Source organism: Pasteuria ramosa (assembly GCF_056496785.1).
In genome coordinates, this window is sequence record NZ_CP143099.1 from 1189791 (window position 1) to 1212379 (window position 22589).

The 22589-nt window shown below is 29.1% G+C and carries 15 protein-coding genes; 8 read left to right on the forward strand and 7 right to left on the reverse strand.

Annotation, left to right across the window (positions count from 1 at the left end; translation table 11 throughout):
- The first annotated feature begins 7 nt into the window (after positions 1-7).
- The 5 genes from VS182_RS05185 to VS182_RS05205 all read left to right on the forward strand — a co-directional run bounded on the left by VS182_RS05185 (position 8) and on the right by VS182_RS05205 (position 9906).
- Positions 8-565 (forward strand): hypothetical protein, encoded by a 558-nt coding sequence (locus VS182_RS05185; protein ID WP_479484106.1) that lies wholly within the window; start codon positions 8-10, stop codon positions 563-565.
- Positions 552-2030: an AAA family ATPase gene (locus VS182_RS05190; protein ID WP_479484107.1), complete on the forward strand. Its 1479-nt coding sequence runs from the start codon at positions 552-554 to the stop codon at positions 2028-2030. Before VS182_RS05185 ends, VS182_RS05190 begins: the two co-directional genes overlap by 14 nt.
- 1592 nt (positions 2031-3622) lie before the next feature.
- Positions 3623-5971 (forward strand): ABC transporter permease, encoded by a 2349-nt coding sequence (locus VS182_RS05195; RefSeq protein ID WP_479488994.1) that lies wholly within the window; start codon positions 3623-3625, stop codon positions 5969-5971.
- A gap of 1168 nt (positions 5972-7139) precedes the next feature.
- Positions 7140-8429, forward strand: a complete 1290-nt coding sequence (locus tag VS182_RS05200) for an amidase domain-containing protein (RefSeq protein ID WP_479492402.1) — start codon at positions 7140-7142, stop codon at positions 8427-8429.
- A 304-nt stretch (positions 8430-8733) separates the two neighbouring features.
- Complete coding sequence (locus VS182_RS05205; protein ID WP_479484110.1) at positions 8734-9906, forward strand: pyridoxal phosphate-dependent aminotransferase; 1173 nt, start codon at positions 8734-8736, stop codon at positions 9904-9906.
- Here VS182_RS05205 and lexA read toward each other — a convergent pair.
- From lexA to trhO, 3 genes are read right to left on the reverse strand one after another with little or no spacing between them, the layout of a single operon-like run.
- Positions 9903-10568, reverse strand: a complete 666-nt coding sequence (lexA, locus tag VS182_RS05210) for a transcriptional repressor LexA (protein ID WP_479492404.1) — start codon at positions 10566-10568, stop codon at positions 9903-9905. The genes VS182_RS05205 and lexA overlap by 4 nt on opposite strands.
- On the reverse strand, positions 10562-11659 hold the full coding sequence (locus VS182_RS05215; RefSeq protein ID WP_479484112.1) for a tyrosine-type recombinase/integrase: 1098 nt from the start codon (positions 11657-11659) through the stop codon (positions 10562-10564). Before VS182_RS05215 ends, lexA begins: the two co-directional genes overlap by 7 nt.
- A complete protein-coding gene (trhO, locus tag VS182_RS05220; RefSeq protein ID WP_479492405.1) occupies positions 11650-12630 on the reverse strand; it encodes an oxygen-dependent tRNA uridine(34) hydroxylase TrhO in 981 nt (326 codons plus the stop codon). The genes VS182_RS05215 and trhO overlap by 10 nt, the downstream gene beginning before the upstream one ends.
- A gap of 250 nt (positions 12631-12880) precedes the next feature.
- On the opposite strand from trhO, the gene VS182_RS05225 reads away from it, so the two are divergent.
- The 3 genes from VS182_RS05225 to VS182_RS05235 all read left to right on the forward strand — a co-directional run bounded on the left by VS182_RS05225 (position 12881) and on the right by VS182_RS05235 (position 15130).
- Positions 12881-13072 carry a hypothetical protein gene (locus VS182_RS05225; RefSeq protein ID WP_479484114.1) on the forward strand — a complete coding sequence of 64 codons (192 nt, stop codon included), beginning with the start codon at positions 12881-12883 and terminating at the stop codon, positions 13070-13072.
- A 531-nt stretch (positions 13073-13603) separates the two neighbouring features.
- Positions 13604-14446 (forward strand): hypothetical protein, encoded by an 843-nt coding sequence (locus tag VS182_RS05230; RefSeq protein ID WP_479484115.1) that lies wholly within the window; start codon positions 13604-13606, stop codon positions 14444-14446.
- A gap of 369 nt (positions 14447-14815) precedes the next feature.
- Positions 14816-15130: a hypothetical protein gene (locus VS182_RS05235; protein WP_479484116.1), complete on the forward strand. Its 315-nt coding sequence runs from the start codon at positions 14816-14818 to the stop codon at positions 15128-15130.
- Positions 15131-15249: 119 nt separating this feature from the next.
- Here the strand turns inward: VS182_RS05235 and VS182_RS05240 are convergent, their stop codons facing one another.
- The 4 genes from VS182_RS05240 to VS182_RS05255 form a co-directional block, all read right to left on the reverse strand.
- A complete protein-coding gene (locus VS182_RS05240) occupies positions 15250-15498 on the reverse strand; it encodes a hypothetical protein (RefSeq protein ID WP_479484117.1) in 249 nt (82 codons plus the stop codon).
- Positions 15499-15939: 441 nt separating this feature from the next.
- Positions 15940-16110: a hypothetical protein gene (locus VS182_RS05245; RefSeq protein WP_479492406.1), complete on the reverse strand. Its 171-nt coding sequence runs from the start codon at positions 16108-16110 to the stop codon at positions 15940-15942.
- 2340 nt (positions 16111-18450) lie between these two features.
- Complete coding sequence (locus tag VS182_RS05250; RefSeq protein ID WP_479492407.1) at positions 18451-19551, reverse strand: hypothetical protein; 1101 nt, start codon at positions 19549-19551, stop codon at positions 18451-18453.
- A gap of 1519 nt (positions 19552-21070) precedes the next feature.
- Complete coding sequence (locus VS182_RS05255) at positions 21071-22510, reverse strand: UDP-N-acetylmuramoyl-tripeptide--D-alanyl-D-alanine ligase (RefSeq protein ID WP_479492408.1); 1440 nt, start codon at positions 22508-22510, stop codon at positions 21071-21073.
- Positions 22511-22589 lie beyond the last annotated feature (79 nt).

Consider the following 22589-nt stretch of genomic DNA (forward strand, 5'->3'; position numbering starts at 1 on the left):
GGTCTAGATGCGTAAAGTTAATATAGGCCTATGTAGTGCTTTGCTCACCTTTGCTATCCTGATCGGATCTTTTTGGATTTATCAAATTATGTATATATCTCGGCCGATTGAAGATTTTATCAGTCAATATTCTTCTGTACGTTTAGATAATTTGCGTGTTCAGCCGCAAAAAGTTAAAGTTTCGTTAGCTGCTGAACCGGATTTTTCTTTATCTCGAGATTATATAAAATTGAAGCAAAGAATTATAGAATTATCCTTATATCGCAAGCTTGAGATTAATTTAATAAATAAGCCAAATGATTTATTAAATAAAGTTTGGGAAGAACTTTCTTTCCCGCTTTATGAACATGTAAGTAAGCGTAATTTTAGTGCTATACCTGAACTGGTACAGCGCATAGCTGATGAAGAGCGTGCTGAAGGTGATGTTATTATTGTCGATGATGAGCTTTTTCTAATGTTAAAGGATCGTTATCATAAAGGTTTTTGGTTTCACAAGATACCTTTATTTAAGTTATCTGATCGATTAACATCTGAAAAGGAGGGGATTCATAATGCCAGTACTTAATTTAATAGTGGGCATTTTAATAGCTGGCTTATGTTTTCTGTCATATATTATAGATCAGCCATTACCTCTCTTAATCGCTTTAGGTGGTTTAGTTTGGATGTTTGTCTCTTCAGGTAATTTATATAGAGGTAATTCAAAGGAAAAAGAGATATCTAATGAGGATATTCCTGTTACTTCTTTTACCGATATTGCGGGTCAAGATCGTGTTAAACAAGAATTAAAAGAAGCTGTGCATTTCTTATCACAGGATAATAATTTAGGTAATTATGGTATTCGTCCTATTAAAGGTATCTTACTTACAGGACCTCCTGGGACAGGTAAGACTATGTTAGCTAAAGCTGTGGCTAATAATACAAATTCCTTATTTTTAGCTGTTAGTGGTAGTGAATTTATTGAGAAGTACGTAGGTGTTGGTTCTAGTAGAATTAGAAATCTTTTTGAAAAAGCTCGTTCTTTAGGAAAGGAATATAAAAAGGGCGTTGTGATTTTTATCGATGAGATTGATTCTATCGGTGGTCAACGTAGTAATGGACAAAGTCGTGAATATGATCAAACGCTGAATCAATTGCTTACTGAAATGGATGGGATTCAAAAAGATCCACAAGTCCAAGTGCTTGTTATTGCTGCTACTAACCGTAAAGATATGTTAGATGAAGCTTTATTAAGACCAGGTCGTTTTGATCGACATGTGTTAGTATCATTACCTGATCAAGAAGCACGTGAGTCTATTTTAAGGTTACATTTAAAGAACAAGCCTGTTCATAAGGATATTGATTTAAGTAATTTAGCACAAGCTTCATATGGTTTTTCTGGTGCTCAATTAGAGAGTTTAACAAATGAGGCAGCCATTTATGCTTTACGTGCTAAATCACCAGTCATTTTATTAGAGCATTTTACAAAAGCTGTTGATAAAGTTTTAATGGGTGAATTAAGCGATCGTAAGACAGCTATGGATGAAAAGAAGCGCGTAGCTATTCATGAACTTGGACATGCTCTTGTGACAGAAAAACTTTGCCCAGGATCTGTAGCACAGATTTCCATGCAACCGCGGGATCAAGCTTTAGGTTATGTGCGTCAGCATAACTGTCTAGAAAAAGCTTTATTAACAAAAGCTGATTTACAAAAAAGGTTACATGTATGTTTAGCAGGTCCTGCTGCCGAACAAGTTTTTTATGGACATACGAGTACAGGTGCTAAAGGCGATTACAGTCAAGCTTCAAACCTTGTACGCGAGATGGTTTTTGCAGGTTGGTCTGATTTAGGTCTAGTTGATCCAGAGTTGTTATGTAAGAATGAGCTACACAAACAAGTGCAAAAAATGTTAAAGGAATCATTCGATGATACTGTTACCATGATTGATAATTTACAGGATGATTTAAAGTATGTTTTACCTATATTATGTAAGAAAGAAAACATGGATGGAGACGTTTTTCGTGCATGTTTAGATAAAAAGCATATTGCTTAGATTTTATATAAATAAATATAAAAAAACCAAAGAAAAATATCTTTGGTTTTTTTTATATTTATAATTTATTATTTGTCAATTTATCTGTAATGTCTGTTTTTTTAAATTCAATTTTTTTTCGGAGTTCTTATGCATTGCTTTCTAAGCAAAGGGGAAGTCCCTTGCGGTTAGAATTAATTATTATGTTTTTTAAATATTTCATTAATATCTGCAACTAATATATTATTTTTAAATAACATTTTTGCGAACTAATTAGCTTGTCCAATAACCTATGTTAAAGGGAGTTTTAGAGCCTAATTTAATGCACAAAAAGTTATGATAATGGCTATTTTTGTGTTTAAATTACACCATTACTAATCGGTTTATATTAATATTTATGGACAAGTACTATGCAAAATATACAATCTATAACAATGAAAGTATTTACTAAAGGTAACCCTTAGAATATGAAAAAACATTTATCTAGCTTAATATATAATAGATTTGTCATGTTACATGCTCATTAAATATAATTTGAATATAAAAATCGATATTATCGTATCTTTTAGTTCATTCAATTAGGTTTTTAAACTTTATTGGGGATAAGCTCATATGATTAATCGTTTGTCGGAACCTATTGTAAAAGCTATTTTTATGAATATAGGACAAAGTTCTGTTAAAGTTTTGATATACCATCCATAATATACCAAAGATGATTAGAAACAGGTTAAGAAAATTAGGAAGTTAATTTACAGAAAAATTTGACTAAATAAGATTTATTTGTTAACCTGTAGTTAATATACATTCTTTATCCTTATATTGTGTTTTATTTTTATCACTTACATTTTTCACATTGGATTTAGGGATGTTTATTTTTGGTTTTAAAATCTTAAAATTTTATATTGCAAACTTTGGGAATGTCATAATATTTTCTTGTTCTTATTAATTTTTTGCATATACAGCATGTTGAACTTGCCTAAAAATGTCCTATGTTTAATGATGTAATTCTAATACAATAAAAGCTATGATAATAGCTTTTATTGTATTAGATTATGTTCTTAGATTTTCTTTAGATTAATTTGTTGGGCAATCGCATTGTTATTTTTAAAGCCGATATTAGGATTTCAAAAGTTTTTTTACTATGGTATTTCATAAAACATGTATTAGACAATTTATCATTAGGGATTATGAATATTACAAATCATTTTTTATAAAGTTTTTTGATTTTTATTTTTATCATAAAAAAAATTAAATTCATATATATATTGAGACCGGTTTCATTTTTTAAGATTTTTTGTATTTTCTTGCGCATTGTTGCTATTTTATAATATTTGGTTTTTATGTGTTTATTTATTGGAGATTATATGTTAATATTTGAATATGTTTTTTTGTTAAACCTTCGCTTTTTAAACGCATAAATGTAAAAAATCGTTTTTTTAGATTTTTTACATTTAATTTTGGGTTTAATTTTTATTATTTTTATTATTTTTTTATTTTTTTATTATTTTTTTAAAAAAGATTTTTTCATTCTTATGATCAAAATGAATATTTAACATATTACTTTTGATTTAACTATAGGGATGATTAATTCATTAATTTAGAAAGGGTTGTTTATGACTCTATTTAATATTGCTATTAATACTATTAGACATAGGCTTAGTTCTTATATTAGCTTATCTTTGAATATAATTTTATCATTCGCTATTGTTTTAGCTTTTTTGTCATTTTTCTATCATCCGGTTTTTGAAGATTTTTTATCTTCATATGGTTTTGATTATCATGATGACTTCAAATCTATTTTTATGTATTTTTCTATTTTCGTTTCTGTTATTTTGTTGTTTGCCATCTCTTATTCTGTTGTTGCACTTTATAGAGAAAGGCGTCAAGATTTAGGTATTTTGTTAATTCATGGTTTTTCACCTATTAAGTTTACGAAGCTTTTATTTTTAGAGATTCTGGTTATATGTTTGGGTTCAACTTTGATTGGTATTATACCGGGTTTATTTTTTGGATTTCTTTTACGGCAATGGGTAAACAGTCAAATTAATATTTTTCAGTTAGGTTTCTATTTTCCATGGATGGAAGTTCTTATTGCTATTTCTACTTTTGCTTTTATCTCCATTATAGCTGCTTTAATTGTGCCTTTTATAGCTAGGAGGGAGAAGATTGTTCATTTATTGCAAGGGCAAGAAAATATCAATATTGAGCCTAAGATAGGTAAAATACGTGCTTTTTTTTCTTTTGCTATATTGTCTTTTGTTATTTCGATTTTTGTGTTTATTGATCTTAAAATCTTACAAAATTGGTTACTTGCCACAAATGGTATTTTCATTGTGGGGTTAATAATTTTAAGTGTTATAGGGATTTACTTTTTTATCTCACAAGGTAGTATGTTTATATCTTCTTTTTTACGCAAAAGAATTGGGTTTTCTTGGCGTGGACCTCGTATTTTATATTTAGGTGGTTTATCCAAACGTTTGAAACAAAATTCATTTTTTATGTCTATTCTGACACTGATTTTTAGCTTTATTCTTTTAATTGCCGGAGTTATGCAAATTTTTCAAACATTTTTTGGAGATCAATGGCATGAGGCTAAAAGAGAGGCGGCGCCTTTTTTTGATTATGAATTGGGAAGAGCTGGTGTTAAAGAACTAATAGATATTAAAGATCAACGTTTGCAGGATATTAATTCAATAATTGATCCGAAAAGTTATGAAAATTCATCTGAATTATATATTTTACAACAATTGAGAGCGAAAAATCGTGTTTTTGATGCTAATTTAAAGTTTTTTCCCACTATAGAGGATAAGCTGAAAGCAGATAATAAAGATCAGACAACAAATAATGATAAATTTAGGTATTTTGATATAAATATGATGTCTGTGGATGATTATAATAAATTTGTTAAAAATAAAGTAGAAGTTAAAGATAATCAAATAATGTTTAGTTGCCAAGATCCTAGCATTCCTACAATGGATCAAGTTTCTTGTCGTGATTTTGCGGAAATGTTAAAAAAGAAATTTCCCGGTAAGACAGTTATAGCGGATAGTTTAATTAGCACTATGCGGTTAGATAATTATAAAAGTAATATATTTATTTTATTGAGCCCAAAAGTTTTTGATGAAAAATTGCATAAATTGAAAAACGAAATGCAAAATGATGAATATTATAGATCTGCTGATTTTGATAATTTCATTTTTTATCACCAAAATAATAAAAATGATGATAAATCGAAAATGAGTTTAAATGTTATAGCTATTTATCCATCTTATGGATTATTACCGGATACGAAGTTAATTAAAAATTTATCAGAAATTGATATGAATATGTACTATAATAATGATTTATCCGATGAGCCCGTATTAAATAAACTCTTTGATAAACGTAAAGAGCAATGCAAATTATACTTAGAGGATGCTAAAGTAGAGAGCTTAACTGATGATTTTATTGGTGAAGACAATAGTTATATAAAGTCGATGTGTGAAAGCGATTTGACTTTAAGAGGAATTTCGTCAGCTAGTGTTTCTGATAGAGTTGCATTAAAAGTTAATCTAATATTTATATATACTTGTATTTTAATCTTATCATTTTTAGGTATTATAATGGCTTTTATTTTCATTGCATCGCGTTTATATACCGATATTGATAGTCAGCAAAAACAATTTTATAGTTTGTATCGTATCGGCATACCTTTTAAGAGTATTTGTAGTTCAATTTTATTTCAAACCGGTGTATTGTTCTTTTTCCCAGCTTTGTTAGCTATTTTATTCTCTGCGTTACCAATTGTTTTGATTTTTCGTATGATTAAGACATTTAATGATTTATTCGAATTGAATTTTGATATGATAAAGGATTTATTAGTAGTTTCGAGTTTATTTTTATCTATTGTTTTAATTTTGTATGTCATGGCTAGATATATGATTTTATTCTTATTAAAAAGACAGATAAACAATAATGCTTAAGTATTCCGAAATGACTATATGTCAATTTAACATATAGTCATTTTTTATTGCATTTTTATAATATTTTTTATTAATTAATAAAATTGGCATTTTTATAGCGTTTAATGATCATTATAATATGTTTTTAGATCTAATTAATATATATTTTTTATCAAATATAATAGATGATAATAACCATTTTTAGACTCGTCCTAAGATATCAATATAGCTGATGTAATTAAAACAGCCAAAGAGCTAGTATAGGTCATTTGATTATGTTTTGAAACTCTCTTTACACGGGTTTTATGAAACAAGCTTGCTTTTTTATTTATATTTTTTCTAACCTAAAATTTTTATTATAAAATAGAAGTTTTAAGCAACTGGTCTCTAGATCAAATTTTAAAGATATGCAGTTGCAAGAATTTATTCTAAATATCACCTATATGGATTAAAATAAATCTTGCTGATGTTTTTTGTGCCACCATAGAGTTGGTAGAATTATGCTACAGCTATGGTTTGTATTTTTAACTTATTGATCCAATATATTTATTAGATATATTGAGCTGTTGCCTAAACTTGAATGAATAGTTCATTTAAGACTCATAAAGTGTTTGAAATGATGTTATTATCACTACTTTTATGTTTATATTTTATCATAAACATAAAAGTATAAATAAAAATCCTTTAATTTATGAATTAAGTTGTGTCTATTTAAACTATGTTTATACAATATATTTTTTGTTAATCTAAATGTATAAAGTAAATTGATGATAAATATCACTTGATTTGTTCGAGATTTTTATATATAATATCTTTCATTTTATTTATAATATATTTTTGATATAAAAGTCATATCTATCATATCCGTGAGATTTTTTAAAGAAAAAATAAGGAATAATAAAAGAGATTTTTGTTAATGTTTTTCATAACGATGATATTACTAAGTTAAATATATTTAATAAAATAATTAGAACAAAAATATTTTTATTCATATTTTTTTGTTAAAAATAATTTGTTAAAAATAATAATTATATACCGAATATAACCCATCTTCCTATCTTATTAATTAAATATATTAATAAAATAAAATATATTGTTATTTTTGCTAAATATGTTATATAATTTATAAGTATATAATTTTTAATTATATATATTTTATTTTTAAAAAGAATTGTGGGGTGATCAGATTTTGGGTATTTTTTCTCAAAATAGCACAAAAATTTTAATTTCTCTGTCTTTGGGATTGGGTTTTCCGAATTATCTAATTATTTCATCATTGAATAATATTAATGTGCATGCTTCTAATTTAAAAAACCCTAGTGGTAATACTACTAAGCCTAAAGATGATAGTGATACTTCCTTATCTACAACAATATCTGATAGACATTCAACAAAAGAATCGAAAAAACCAGTAGTTAGCGATGAACAATCATTAGGTAGTGATGCGAAACAAGTAAAAGAAACAACTGATAATAACAAAAGCGATGAACAATCAGTAGCTAGCGTTTTATCACAAGCAATAGAAACAACTGATAATAACAAAAGAAAAGCTAGCTCAAAATTAAAAGAAAAAACTGATAAATGTAAAAACAATACTGATGTCAGAAGATGCAAAAAAAAATCAAAAGAAAAAACATCAGATAGTAGTTTAACGCAATCAATTGTACAACCATCAATAAAATCAAACCAATTCACATCAGATAGTGGTTTAACGCAATCAAATGGACAATCATCAGATGTAATTATTAAAGATAAAAATAAAACAAAAGAAGCTAGCGTTGTAATGAAGACAGATGAAAAAAGACAATCAGCTAGTGGTGTAACACAGTCCAATGGACAATCATCAGATGTAATTAGTGAAGATAAAAATAAAACAAAAGAAGCTAGCGTTGTAACGAAGACAGATGAACAAAGACAATCAGGTAGTGATCAAATTAGTATTTTATCACTAAATGCTGAAATCAAACCTACAGCACCAGCTGTTGGATCACAGGATATTAACGAGGAAGTTAAGGATTTAACTACATCACCAGATTTGGATATTAAAAATAAAGATACAAGCGTAAAGCCACCATTTTCATCAGACGCAGTTGAGCATAGTTATGAGAAACTAGCACCGAATGACAGTTTAGTATCTGATGAAGATGTAAATCCACCGTTTTCATCTTCATCAGAAGCAGTTGAGCATAGTAATGATACAACGACATCAGATGACATTGCAGTATCTAAAGATACAACCGTAAAGCCATCTATAAATAATGATGAAAAAGATTCCCAGGTAATAACACCTGTTTCCAGGCTTAAGGATACTACAAGGAATTTGGTTCATGGAGCAGGATATGCGGCTGTAACTTGGGGTGCTATTCAGATGATAGGTATTTTTGCTGGTACTGCTGTAGCTACTGTTCCTGTTTTTGGTTGGATTTTTGGTGCAATATTTGGAGGTATAGCTTTACTTGTTGGTTCAGCATATATTTAGAATATATTTTCATTTAAAAGATCTTTTTTATCGTAATTGATTATTGGATTAATATTTCTGTTTTTAATATATGAATTTATTTTTTTATTTTTGAAAAAAAGATCATGTGATATATAAATATTTGATCTTTTTTTGTTTTAGAATATTCTTTTGAATGATTTTTCGGTTTGTTTTTTAGGGCTAGAATTGATGAAAGTAATGTAGTAGAATACAATTTTTTTTTGCTTTACTTGCGCATTAGTAAATTAAGTTTAATAATTAAGTTATAAGGTATGAGTTCATTTAGTAAAGGTGGTTCATTTTGATGTTGAAATTAGCTAAAAGAGTTTTGCAATTGACGCCTTCATCTACGTTGGTTATTTCTGCTAAAGCCAATGAAATGCGTCTTAAATATAATGATGTTCTTAATATGAGTGCAGGTGAATTGGATATTGCACCGCCGCCTCATGTGATTGATGCTGTTAACAAGGCTTTATTTGATGGTCATACGAGGTATACAAAAGCGGCTGGTATTACGCCTTTAAGGGAAGCTGTTATGCACAAGTTGTTTCAGTCGCATGGTATTAAGTACGATCTTGAGCAAATTGTTGTAACAACGGGTGCTAAGCAAGCGCTTTATAATGTTTTTCAAGCTTTGTTGGATCCTGCTTCCGAAGTTATTTTACCTGCACCTTATTGGGTTAGCTATGGTGAGCAAATTAAATTGGCAGGGGGTATACCAGTTGTTGTACCTACGCGTGCTGAGGATGGTTTTCTATTAGATCCTCAATCTTTAAAGCAAAGTATTACGCCAGCTACGAAGGCTTTGATTATTAATACGCCAGGTAACCCTACGGGGGTTGTTTATCCTAAAGAGCGTTTGCGACAATTAGGTGAGATTTGTTGTGAACATGGTATATTGATTATATCAGATGAGATATATGCTGATTTAGTACATAAAGATGGTGTTAAACATGCTAGTTTGCTTGATTTAGGTGAGGATATTGCTGAAAATACGCTTTGGATTGGCGGTGTTTCAAAGTCATATGCTATGACTGGTTTTCGTATTGGTTATGCCGCTGGTAATAAGAAGTTGATTAATGCAATGATTAAATTAGCAAGTCATAGTACATCTAATCCTACTTCTCTAGCGCAATATGCTGCTTTATCGGCTTTAACAGGTGATCAGACTTTTCTCGTTGATTTGCGTTATTTGTTAGCAAAAAGGCTCCGTTTATGCCAGAATTACTTAGCTGATTTAGCGAATATTTCTTTTGTACAGCCTAGTGGTGCTTTTTATATTTTTTTAAACCTGGATGCTTTTTTATCTGACAACGAAGATGATGTTTCTTTTACTATGAATCTTTTGGAAAAAGAACATGTGGCCTTAGTCCCGGGTACTGCTTTTGGTACACCTCGTCATTTGCGTTTGTCATATGCCTTGTCCGATAATGATTTAGAGTCAGCTTTAAAACGTTTGCGACGTGTATTTTCTTAGTTTAAATTAGTTCGTACTAGTCCGATGACAATGCCCACTAATTTTACGTTTTGTAGGTAAATGGTTTTAAAATCTTTATTTGCAGGTTCTAGTCGAATGCAATTTTTTTCTTTATCGTGAAAGAAGCGTTTGACAGTTGCTTCACTATCTTCTGTCATAGCTACAACAATATCCCCGTTATTGGCAACGTCTTGTTTACGTACAATTACTAGATCATCGGGTAGGATGCTTGCATTGATCATACTATTGCCTTGGATACGTAGCATGAATGTTGGTTTATCCCCTACCCAAGCAGCGGGCAGGGGATATGTTTCTTCATAGTCCTCAACGGCTAGGATAGGTTTACCTGCTGTTACTTTGCCGATTAAGGGTACATTGATGATTTTATTTGTTGGTTGTTGTGACCATTGTTTAAGCAGCTTGATTGCTCTTGGTTTAGCTGGATCACGTTTTATGTAGCCGTATTTTTCTAATTTAGATAGATATGCATGTACGCTTGCACTTGAATTCATCCCTGTTGCTTGACCGATTTCTCGTACTGAAGGAGGATATCCTTTTTCAATGACCATATTCCTGATATATTCTAATATATCTCGCTCTCGTTGCGATAGTTTTATGTTTAACATGCTTAATCCTTTCTTTTTAATATGATTTATTACCATATTTCGCCTAATTTCATTAAGGCTTTTTCTTTTTCTTCATTTACCACATGAGTATATATTTGTGTTGTTTGGATATTTTCATGTCCTAAAATTTCTTGCACTACACGCAAATTCTCACCTTGTTTTAGTAACAAGGTGGCAAAGGTATGCCTTAGTTTGTGTGGAGAGATGGTTGTTTTTTTTGGTGGTAAATTTGCTTTACGAGCATATTTCCGAATGATGTTTCCGATACTTTTGCGGCTCATAGGGGCTGTTTTATTTTTATTAAGAAAAATAATGTCCCTATTTTCTATAGGGACATTCACAGGTTTTGGGCGATGCATAAGGTAAACAGTTAATGCTTCGCTTGCCTTAGGATTTAGTGTTAACCATCTTTCTTTTTTCCCTTTTCCTCGGATAAGTATTTGATAGATATCATTATGTTGTTGTAAGCAAGCTTCACGTAAGTATGTTAACTCTGATACGCGTATACCGATACCAAGCAACATTAACAGGATAGCTCTATTTCTCACATGTAACCAAAAAGGATTATGATTGGTTATTTCATTTTTATCCGGGATCGGTTGTGCTGAATCAATTAATCTTTTCGCTTCATCGTGTGTTAAAAACACAGGTAGATTTTTTTGTTGGCGCATTGATAATGACATTTCGTCATATGCTGCCATAGGATCCACCTTGATGACTTTTTTTACAAGTAAGTAATTAAATAATGATCGCAAAGAAGATCTTTTACGTAATTTTCCACTTTGTTTGTTAATCCGATAATGTTGCCTTTCCGTTGATTTGGTGATCGAATCCGTTTGTTGGGCACCTTTGATTGTTACGTCAACAGTTACTTTTCGTTCATATCCTAGTTCTAAAGTTTGAAAGAAGTGATAAATGATACTTTGATCTACTTTTTTGAACGTTAAATTATGCGCTTCTAAGAAATTTAAAAAGATAGAAAAATCATATGCATAATTTTGGATAGTTTGAATTGATCTACCGGCACTGCGCATGTCCATTAGATATTGCTGAATTACTTTAGGGAAGCTTGCTACAGTTTTGTCCAAAGTGGTTTGTTTTTTAAACTTTGTTTCTTTCATGTACATCTAACCTGAGCTTCTTGGCATTGTTTAGTACAGAAGCCTTGCATCCTCTCGTTACATTGATCACATACGAGATGTTGTTTATGGCAAATTTCATAGGCACAGTTAATATATTTTTCGGCTTTTTCTTTACAGTTAAAGCATTTGCCGATAACAGTGTGATGTTCAACATGATTTATTGGAACAGTATTTCTTTCATCAAAAACATAACACAGACCTTTAAAATGGCGGCCTTGTGTTTTTTTGTTTTGTCCATAGCTGATAATGCCGCCATCTAATTGCGAGACATTTTGATATCCTTCTTGGATGAGGAAGGATGTTAATTTTTCACACCTAATACCACCGGTGCAGTAAGTAATGATTTTTTGGTTTTTTGGAACATGAAAATTCTTTTTAAACCAAGTCGGCATGTCTCGCGTGTATTTAACATCTATTTTCATAGCGCCTTTGAAATGGCCTACATCATATTCATAGTTATTACGACCATCTAACAAGATAGCTTTATTTTCATCTAATGATGTGATTTCTTGTTGAAATTCTTCAGGGGATAGGTACTTTCCTGTTTTCAGATTTGGTTGCACATCTTTTTCCATACGCCATGTCACAATTTCTTTTTTTAGTCGTATTTTCATTTTATTAAAGACATGTCCCTGAGTACGCTCTCTTTTGTAGACAATATTGGCGCAGTTTTTTTCTTGACCTAAAAATTTCCTATATTTTTCTGTAGCTTCCAGGGTGCCTGAAACAGTACCATTTATACCTTCTTTAGCAATCCATATTCTACCTTTTAATTCATATTTTTTTATAAAATCAAAATGTTTATCTAATAATTCATTCGGGTTTTCGATATTTGTGTATATATAGTATAAAATAACTTCATAATCATAGTTTTTTATTTTCTCATCATGATGTTTATTTGATTCGGCACTTAATTCTTGGTTCATTTTACTTTCTTTTCCATCAAAACGTTTCATCACATGACCTCCATAGGTGATGTTATGTCATTATCAACTTGTTTTAGAAAGACAGTACATTTTTATCAATTATATCATATTTAGTTGCAAATAATCTTTGTGAAATAAGCGCAGGTCGTTTAATTCCTTTATAGCTGAGAAATTTTTATGTAGCCGTTACCAAAGTTTAATCAAACCATATAATTTAATTATATTATGGTATATATTAGGGTTTTCAAAATATTTATTAATTTAAAGGGGTATTTTAATAATGGATAAAGAACAGATTCATTCTGATGGACATTGCGGACCGGAGGGTTGTTCATTATTTCAAGAGAAAAAAATTCCTAAGACAAATGACAAGACAAGTTTTGGTAGTAAATTAAAATCAAAAATAAATAATTTAAAAAAATTATCTTTAAAAAAGAAAGTCATGAAAAATGTTAAAAAAAGACAAAAATAACAATTATAAAATTTGTTTTTAGACTTTTAAGAGTTTATATTTACATCACAGACATGAATTTTGATTGCATAATACGTGCTATGTAGTTTTATCATATTTTTATAATATTTTTCATTATAATTTTATCATATTTTTTATTTCACCAATTAGATTTAGTATTGCTAATGATTTTGTACTTAACTGTTTTTTATATATTAAATAAATATATTTATGTAATATATATCATTATATATATTTATGTATTATATACCGTCTGTTTTTTGTATATTATGTATATGTTAAATATATATTTCATTATTTTGACTTAAATTATATTATATAACTATCATTAGATATGTAATTATAATCGTTTTTGTGGTATAAATAATATATAAGATATATATTTTCATTCTCTCAGAACATATATATTTTTGTTAAAATCCCATTTGAAAATATGTTCTTAATTTAGTTTCATTATTGGTTTTAGCTGTGATTTTATCTTAAATTTTTATTTTTATTATGGGATTATTAAATTTCAAAGGGGTGATATAGTTGCTTTGCACTAATAGAGTTTTTGATAAAAAAACATGTTTTAGTGTGTTAGCAATATTATTTATCCTTTGGTATTTCTTATTTATTCCTGGTGTAGCTTTGGCTTCCAAGGGGGTTGTTTCGCCTACTTTGGATTCGGGACGTGAGATTAATGGTAAGTTTATTGTTAATGGGGATAACTTAGGTAATGTGGCAAATCATTTACCATCTTCTAATCAATCACCTTATAGTAAACCGCAGCAAATTGTTAATAATCCTGCGCCATTTTCTTATAATGTTAATTCAAAAGATCCATTTCATATTGAGGTTACACCGATTACAGGTAATAATGTTGTTGAGCCGAAGGAATTGTTTGCTAATAAAAATGCAACGAGAGGCCAACCTATGAATGGGGACCAACAATTTGTTGATGCGGGTCAAGTGGCTTCTTTACCGGCTGGAGGGGGAATTAGTCCGCCTTTGCCAGTTCCTGCTAATCCTAATAATGATCAACAATTACAGCCAAAAGCAGTGGTAGCTCCTAAAGCTCCTGTTTCTATTCCTAGGGCTGGTAGTAATTTGCACCATAATAATGTACAACCAGTTAGTCCTGCATTACCATCGCCATCACGATTGCATATGTCAAATGCTCGGTCGAATAATGATACAAATTATCCAGTTGATATCCGAGTACAGGCAAAAAAGCCTAGGGTAACATCAAAAGAATCTAGTTGGTTTCAAGATGCTGTTGATTCTGCTACAGATGTTGTAACAGAAGGTGTTAAAATTTGTGTAAATTCTTTAAGAAATACCGTTCGTAGTATGACCAATAGCTTGGCCAATAAAAAAGAACGCCCAGAGTAATAAGCGTATGGTTCCTACGAGGCCATACGCTTATTACCTGTCATTTAATAAGTAATCTTATTTTTAGATTGATAAATAATTAATTGCCTAAATGCTAATGGATAAATTTTGCATATTATGAACCAAATGAAGTTTATTTTTACATATATTTTTTTATGTTCATAATTTTTCTGTATATTTTATAGCCATTTATTTTCATTATTTGCGATATTTATCCAGCAATAGGAGTGATTTTTATTGTTTAGAAAAATAAGATTATTAATAAGGATTGGTTGTTTTTGATGTTTAAGATGAGGGGATTATTTATAATTATTTTAAAAAAAATGCTAAAGATCAGCTATAGAACTTTAGCATATCAAGGGGTGTAAAATGACTAATCCGCCCCTCGATTTGACTTTAGAGGCGTTATTAGAAACGGGCTATAATTTATTACAGGATATTGATTTGCTAAAATTGTTTATAAGCGATTTGGAAAAATATGAAATTGAGAAAATTAGGGGTATTCGAATTGAACAGAATTTAGTTACAGAAGCTATTCCTGTTTCGGATACGTCTGAAGAAGGTTTTGTTGGTTTTATTAAGATAGATAATAAATTTCAAGCAAAGGATGTTTATGGTAGTCGTAACGTGGTTCATCTTGAACAAACAGTTCCTTTTCGTGTACCTCCTATGGAAGACAAATGAAAACAGCCCACCTTGCTGTTATGTAGCTAATACAGCGAAGTGGGCTGTTTTTAATTTTTAGTAATGATATTTTGCTTAATTACACGAAACATCTAATGTACTTATTATATTTACAATTCTTAGCTACTAGGTGGAGTAGGACCACCAGCGCCAGGGCCGCCAGCGCCACCAGGACCACCACCAGGGCCGCCACCAGCGCCAGGGCTACCAGGACCAGGATTTTCAGGACCAGGTGCTTGTTCAGACATTTTATCTTTGTCTTCCTTTTTTTCACCACCACAACCAGAAAATGCTCCGAGGGACATGGTCATTGTACCGAGAGCAATGGCACTCAATAAGATGCGTTTAAAATAGATCTTGGTTTTCATAATTTATATATCTCCTTTGAAAATCTTGTTTATCCAAGCGAGAGTTAGCCTGAGATGATTTTTGGGGATCTGATTTGAGAAATTAATCAAATATATACGAATTATTTTTTCCAAGAAATCATAAAAATATTTATATGATTTAAATGGCACTCTAGCCATTCGGATTGTTTGATAATTGCAAATAATTCACAGGCACTTATTTTAGCTAAAATGCAAATTCTTATTTTACCTCCCAAAGATTGGAAACTGCTACTCCTGTGAATTTTAACTCTCTTACCATAACCTTTGCAAGAAATGATTTTTTAGGTTATTTTCATAAGGCGATTTTTGCTTGTTGGACATATAATCTAGTTGTTGCACTTAAAAAATATTGCCTCTTATGAAAGGTATAGCTTGTAAATCTTATCATCATATGACGGCAATTAACATTATATGCTAGGTCTATCTTCTTCGTCCGCCGCCAGTGCGTGATGAAAACGATCTCTTATAACTTTTGCGTTTCTTCTTGAAATCTAAATCAAAATCATCATCATCAGCTTGTTCCTCACTGACTTGATCTTCTTGATTAACTAAAGATGGTTTTTCTCTGAAAAATTCCATTATTGCACCCAAAATTATGACTAAACATAAAAACCCAATGGCGAAAATTCCCATTTTTTTTTATATATCATTTACGCTTAAACCCCTTTAATAGAATTTATTTGTACACAACATTGACAAGGGTTATATTTTTTATTTTTATAATATTATACTATATTTTTTATTATAGCTATTTTTATTTTTCTATTCAAGTCATAAATTTATTTTCATGCCTTATAAAGAGCTTATTTATTAAATCATCATTTAATAAGACAGGTTGATTTTAACTTAGGTAGGAGAAATTGTCAAAGAATCGTTTTATTTATATTTATATGTTATTTTTTATAAATTTATCTTTCTTATTATGATGATAAGATTTATAAAGTATAATAATTATAAATTATAATAATTGCTTTATATCGAAATACAAAGCTAACTGGATGGTTATTTTTCATTATAGCATATGATGGTTGTTAAAATATCGTGATGTTAGCCTTACAAGAGTGAGTTATTCCTGTATCGGTTTTATTATTTCAACATTATCTTAAGCTTGGTCTTAATGATGAGGGGTTAATTTTTTTGTTGCAATTAAAGTTATTACAAGAACAAAGTTATGCATAACCTTCATTTGATTTTTATCGGTTATAAATATATAGCAGGGGATAGACGAAATATAGCATATCTTAAAGCGGATTTTAAAATATAGATGGTTAAGGGAGTTTTTTCATAAACATGAGCATATCCAGGTTGAATATGATTTTTTGCCTTTGATTGAGAAAATAGCTACTATGATTTATTTAAAAAAAAACAAGGCACAAAAGGCAGCTAATAGTATTTTTCTTTCTATGGAAAGAATTTTTGGGCGATCTTTTTCGCTATTATAGTTAGCAATGGGAAGTAGGATTTAATTGTTTTCTTATATATAACTTAATAGATGGTATTTTTCGCTTTGCAGGAGTTAAGTTTTTGCTATTATCCACATGTGTGATATATAGATCATATTTTACGTATATAGATCTTTTCCAATAGCCCATGTTAAATAGTGTTTAAGAACATAATTTAATGCACAAAAAGCTATGGTAATGGCTATTTTTGTGCATTAAATTACACAATTACTAATTGGCTATATTAATATTTCTGGACAAGTCCTATAGAAAAAAAGGCATGTTAACATGAAGAAGCATAGCTTTTTTCAGAACATAGTCGCAAAGATATACATGATCTCCCTATAAAGATTGCTTAATGATGCATAATTTGTTGAAATCATCAGACTAATTTTTAAAGTTTGTCTATAATTTTATTTTTTCTTTTCGTAATTTTTTTAATTTTAATTTCCCTAAATTCTTGTTAACTTCTTTCTCCTTATTTTTTATTATATTTTTATTTGTATTGTATTTTTTTAAGCATATGTTAACATTAAGATGAACTTTAATATTAAAAGAAAAACTAGCTGTTAATGACGTTAGAAATTGATATATAAATTATGTAGTATGCAAAAATAGGATCATTTAATAAAAAAGATACCAGTTATCGCTATAACAGCATTCAATATAGAAAATCACAAATATATAAAAAATATTTATATATTTGTTACCTGTTATAGATTTATTATATGCGTTATAAAATTACCTAACGTACTAAAGAAAATTATCAACAATACATCATACCAAGCATCTTTGATAATTGACTATATCAGTATTTCTTTACACGCTGTTTATATAGATATTTAATTTTAAATTTTCTTGTATCATGCTATAATAAAATTTATTATGTATATACCATTAATGGTCATATTCTAAAGTTATTTCATAAATATCAGTATAAATAAGAAGCTTCATTAATGGGAAATATTATTTTTATTAACTTTATAAATGTTATTACTCATAATTAATGTTTAAATTATTTTATAGCATTCAAAAAACATTAAGAGCCGATCTAAGGTCATATTACAATTAATGTAAAAAGGTAGCCTGAATCTGCAAATACACCCAAAAAGGATAATATATAAATTAATTAATCATAAATCTGCTAAATTAATATTAAAATAAAAGATATATTTTGTTTAAACAAATAATATTCCAACTTAGGTTATAATAAACTTATTAAGTTCATTTATAAAAATCAAAAATTATTTCATTATTTTTTCAGCAATTAAATTACATTGTAAAAGACATGCTAAAAAGCATGTCTTTTACAAAAAAATCGCAATTATAAACAAAAATAATATTTTGAAATAAATATTAACTAATAATTAGTTAATAAAGTTTAACTTTTAAAAAATATTTATAATTAACATTTCAAAAAATAAATACAAATGCTAGTATTTTTGTAACAATAATTTATCAATTTAAAAATATTTTTATTTAATTTCAATCAATTGCTAAGTCTAGTAATATTATCACGGATTAATTCAAATAGTTTTACATCACTAATAATTTCATCTAAATTATTAAAAAGATATTTCTTTAGTAAATTACTCACTTTTTTATTACTCAACCCTTTATTATGGGACTCTAGTATAATTTTAAGCACATTATACCAATGATTAGCGTCAGTGCTGATGGAATTATCTACTTCATAAAATAAATTTTTGGATTGATTAACAGTTGTAAATGGACCAGGTTGCATATATAGCGCCAAAGCAATAATTGATTGATCTTCATGATTGACCTCTTGGGCTCTATTTGGATTTGATTCTTTTAATAATGTTTCAATTTCTGATATTTTATTATTAATAACTACTCTTTTATCTGATATATAGCCGATAAAATTTTCAGTTTGAGAAAGATTTAGCATTTTTATATATTTTTTTATTGTTTTTGATTCTGTTTGCATTTCTTTTAATAGCTCTGAATGTTTTTGTGTATCATGACTTAACTCTGGCAACTCATTTATCTTGTCCTCATAATTTTGTAAAGCAATATCTAATTCGGTATTTAGATCGTTTAATACTTTAAGTTTATTATTTAATTCTTCTTTATTTGCCTTGTTCTCCTCGTGATCTTCCCCCGCGGCCAGCGTGCTCAGTTCTGTGTTTTCGAGAGTACTTGTTGGTACATTGTCATCGTCATCCTCGTCTTCATCTATGTTATCCGCTTCCCCCGCGGCCGGCGTGCTCAGTTCTGTGTTTTCGAGAGTACTTGTTGGTACATTGTCATCGTCATCCTCGTCTTCATCTATGTTATCCGCTTCCCCCGCGGCCGGCGTGCTATGTGGTGAGGAATCACTTATTGATTCTTCCTCTTCCTCTTCATTATTCGCTTTCCCCGCGGCCGGCGTGCTATGTGGTGAGGGTACACTCGGGGCAGCTATTCCATTAATTCCCGTTTGCTGACCCAATGATTTATCTATTCCATCAATTTCCATTTGCTGACCCAATGATGTATCATTGATCGTAAGAAAAGTACCTCCCATAATAAATAGGGAAGGAATTAAGATTCTTTTTAAGCTCTTTTTCATTTTTATATCTTTCAATAATTACACCTCTGCTAGTATATTTAATTTTTATATAATTATTTTCCTAAGTTTTTAAGATTTATTTAAACACTTAGAGACATTTAATACATAATAACTTTATTTGCTTAAAAATGCAGTAAAAAATTGTGAATTAGATCTTGATAAGGGAAAAAGTATAAAAATAGATATATCTATCACCTATGTGTAAGGTATTAAGTACTAAAAATAAACAATAAAGAGGAGGAAAAAATGTATAATAAAAATAATTTACCATAAAAAGAGGATGGGAGCAAATGTTTTAAAAAAGGGAAACTATCACTATATTTTATCAATAGTGTTAAAATATAAATTATTTTTGTGCCAAGCTAAGGTTTCTTTATTTATATTTTATTTATTTGAATTTAAATAGTAACATAAGATTATATCTTTTTTACTTCGCTAATAGTTATATCAATTATCTGGATTTTTCCATTTTTATTTTTCTGTTTTATGTAGATGTTCATCATTTACCTAAAGATAAATGATGATTTAATATTTCTTCCATTAGATCAAGTTGCTTCGAAAAGTTTTTAATTTTATTACGATAGCTATTAGCAATGAGCTTGCATTTTTTGTGCCAGCCGATAGCTCTTCCTATGAATTATCTTTCACACGGTTATGCTCTTTTGCTTCTTTTCTTAAAATATGGTATTTGTTTTTTGTGATTATTTTATATAAATGATGGGTCATATCTTGAAAATCAGAATCATTTACGAATGTTTAGCTTCCTGATAATGGAATACTTGATTTTTGGTAAAGATTAAAATCATTTATGCTAGAATGAGGATAATATTTCGAATAAATCTTTGTATTTTTATCATAAATTTAAGTTTCCTTATCTGTTTGTTTTTTCTTTTTAGATAAATCGGTTTTATAATTTGTTTTAGGACTTTTAATGTGCATATAACATCTATGACAAATCTATTATAGATTAAGCTAGGTAAATATTTTTTCATATTCTCAGGATTTTCTTTATTACATGCTTTCATTTTGATAGATTTTATTTTTTCATAGTAATTGCCTATAAATATTAGTATAGTCGATTGTTGATGATGCGATTTAAATGAAAAAATATCCATTATTATAGAGCATTTTATTAGGTTCTTAGACTATCTTGAAATTGGTTCTCGGACAGGCTCTTCATACTTTAGATATCTTTTTTAATATCAGACATATTTTTTATATTTTTTTATATGTTAAATTTTATCTTAATATTAATATAAACATAGCAAAAAAACAACAAAATTTAATAATAGTGTTGTTTTTTCTTTTTTTAAATACATTAAATTTTAATTTTAAATATATAAACACACAAAAATTTATCTTTTTCTAAATTTCAATATAGTGATAAAATCACGATAATAATAGATATAATATTTGCAAGTTTATTCAGATAATTATAACAATATAACTTATAAACAAGAATAGATAACTATGTTTTTTGATTTTATTTTTTTAATAAATTTTTAGAAATTACAATAAATAATAATTATTTATATTAATTGCCTATACTGTATTTAGGCACAAGTACCTTATTTGTTATATTTTTAGGCATTTTTTTTAGTTTGTTGATGATATGTTCTAAGTGAAGTAAACGTGATGCTTTGAAATATATAATTGATTTTTTTGGTAGTGATTGAATTTTAGTTAAGATTTGAGCATGATTTTTTGCTTTGGTTATATTTAGTGGGTCGAAACCTTTGTTGATTGCTTCATGAGCTATTATTGGGCTGTATTTACCATAGATTATGAGGTGAGAAATGCCTGTTGTTTTGATGTATTGACCGACTTTTTTATGTCCTTGGTATGTTAATTTGCCTAGAGCTAACATATCACCGATGACGGCTATTTTATATTGATTTTTACCGATGTGTTTTAAAACTTCTAAACCTGCTATTGTGCTTGTGGGATTTGCGTTCCAGGCATCGTTGATTAAGATTTCGCCGCGTTTACCTAGTATCATTTGTAAGCGCATTTGAGGGGGTTTAAAATTAGCGAGAGCTTTTTGTATGGTTTCCATATCTATATCACATGTTATTCCAATTCCTATGGCTGCTAAAGCGTTGTAAACGTTGTGTATGCCATAGGTTTTTAATTGGAAAGGATAATTTGTTTCGTTTATTTTAACATCGAATGATATGCCTTTTTGTAATTGTTCAATATTTTCGCCTTGGATATCGGATGGTGTTTGGATACCGAATGTTTTAACGATACCTGGTGCTTTATTTAAAATTAGTTTTTTTGTTCCGGGATCATCTGCATTGACGAAGAGGATACTGTTTTTATGTAATCCTTCGACAAGTTCTTGTTTTGCCATTGCTATGCCCTGGAGACTTCCTAATTGTCCAGCATGTGCTTCGCTTACATTTGTAATAGCTGCGAGTTGTGGTTTAACTATTTTACATTGTGTTCGGATGGTTCCTTTTGATTTCATGCCCATTTCTAATATTAGGTATTTATGTTTTTTGCTTATTTGATGTAAATACAGGGGTAAAAAAAAGAGTGTGTTTAAGTTATTTTCTGTTTGAATGAAGGGTTCTTGTGTTTTGAAGATCTCTGCTACCATAGCTGTTGTTGTTGTTTTACCAGAACTTCCTGAAATTGCTATTACTTTTGGGTTATAATGTTTATAACTCCAGTTGGCTAGTTTAAAAAAAGCCATATACGGATTTTTTGTGATAATTATACCCGTTTGGTATGGTAGCAAGTTATCGTATTTGAATTTTGGTGGTGTAATTACTAAATGATTTTTTTTATGATTTATGGCTTTTATTTGTTTTAGATGATTTCCTTTTTCTTGCCAAAAATAGATATGTGTTCTGGCTAATGTTTTATATTGGCCGTAATTTAGTATAGAATGCGGGAAGTATATTAGTGGTAAACGTTTTGTTTTTCCATTAATTAGGTGCAATAATTTTAGATAGGATATTTTTTTCATAATACAAAATTTCTCCCGTACATTTTACTGGATTTCAGATATAAAACTTAGAATTATTTTTATTGTTTAAATTATTTTT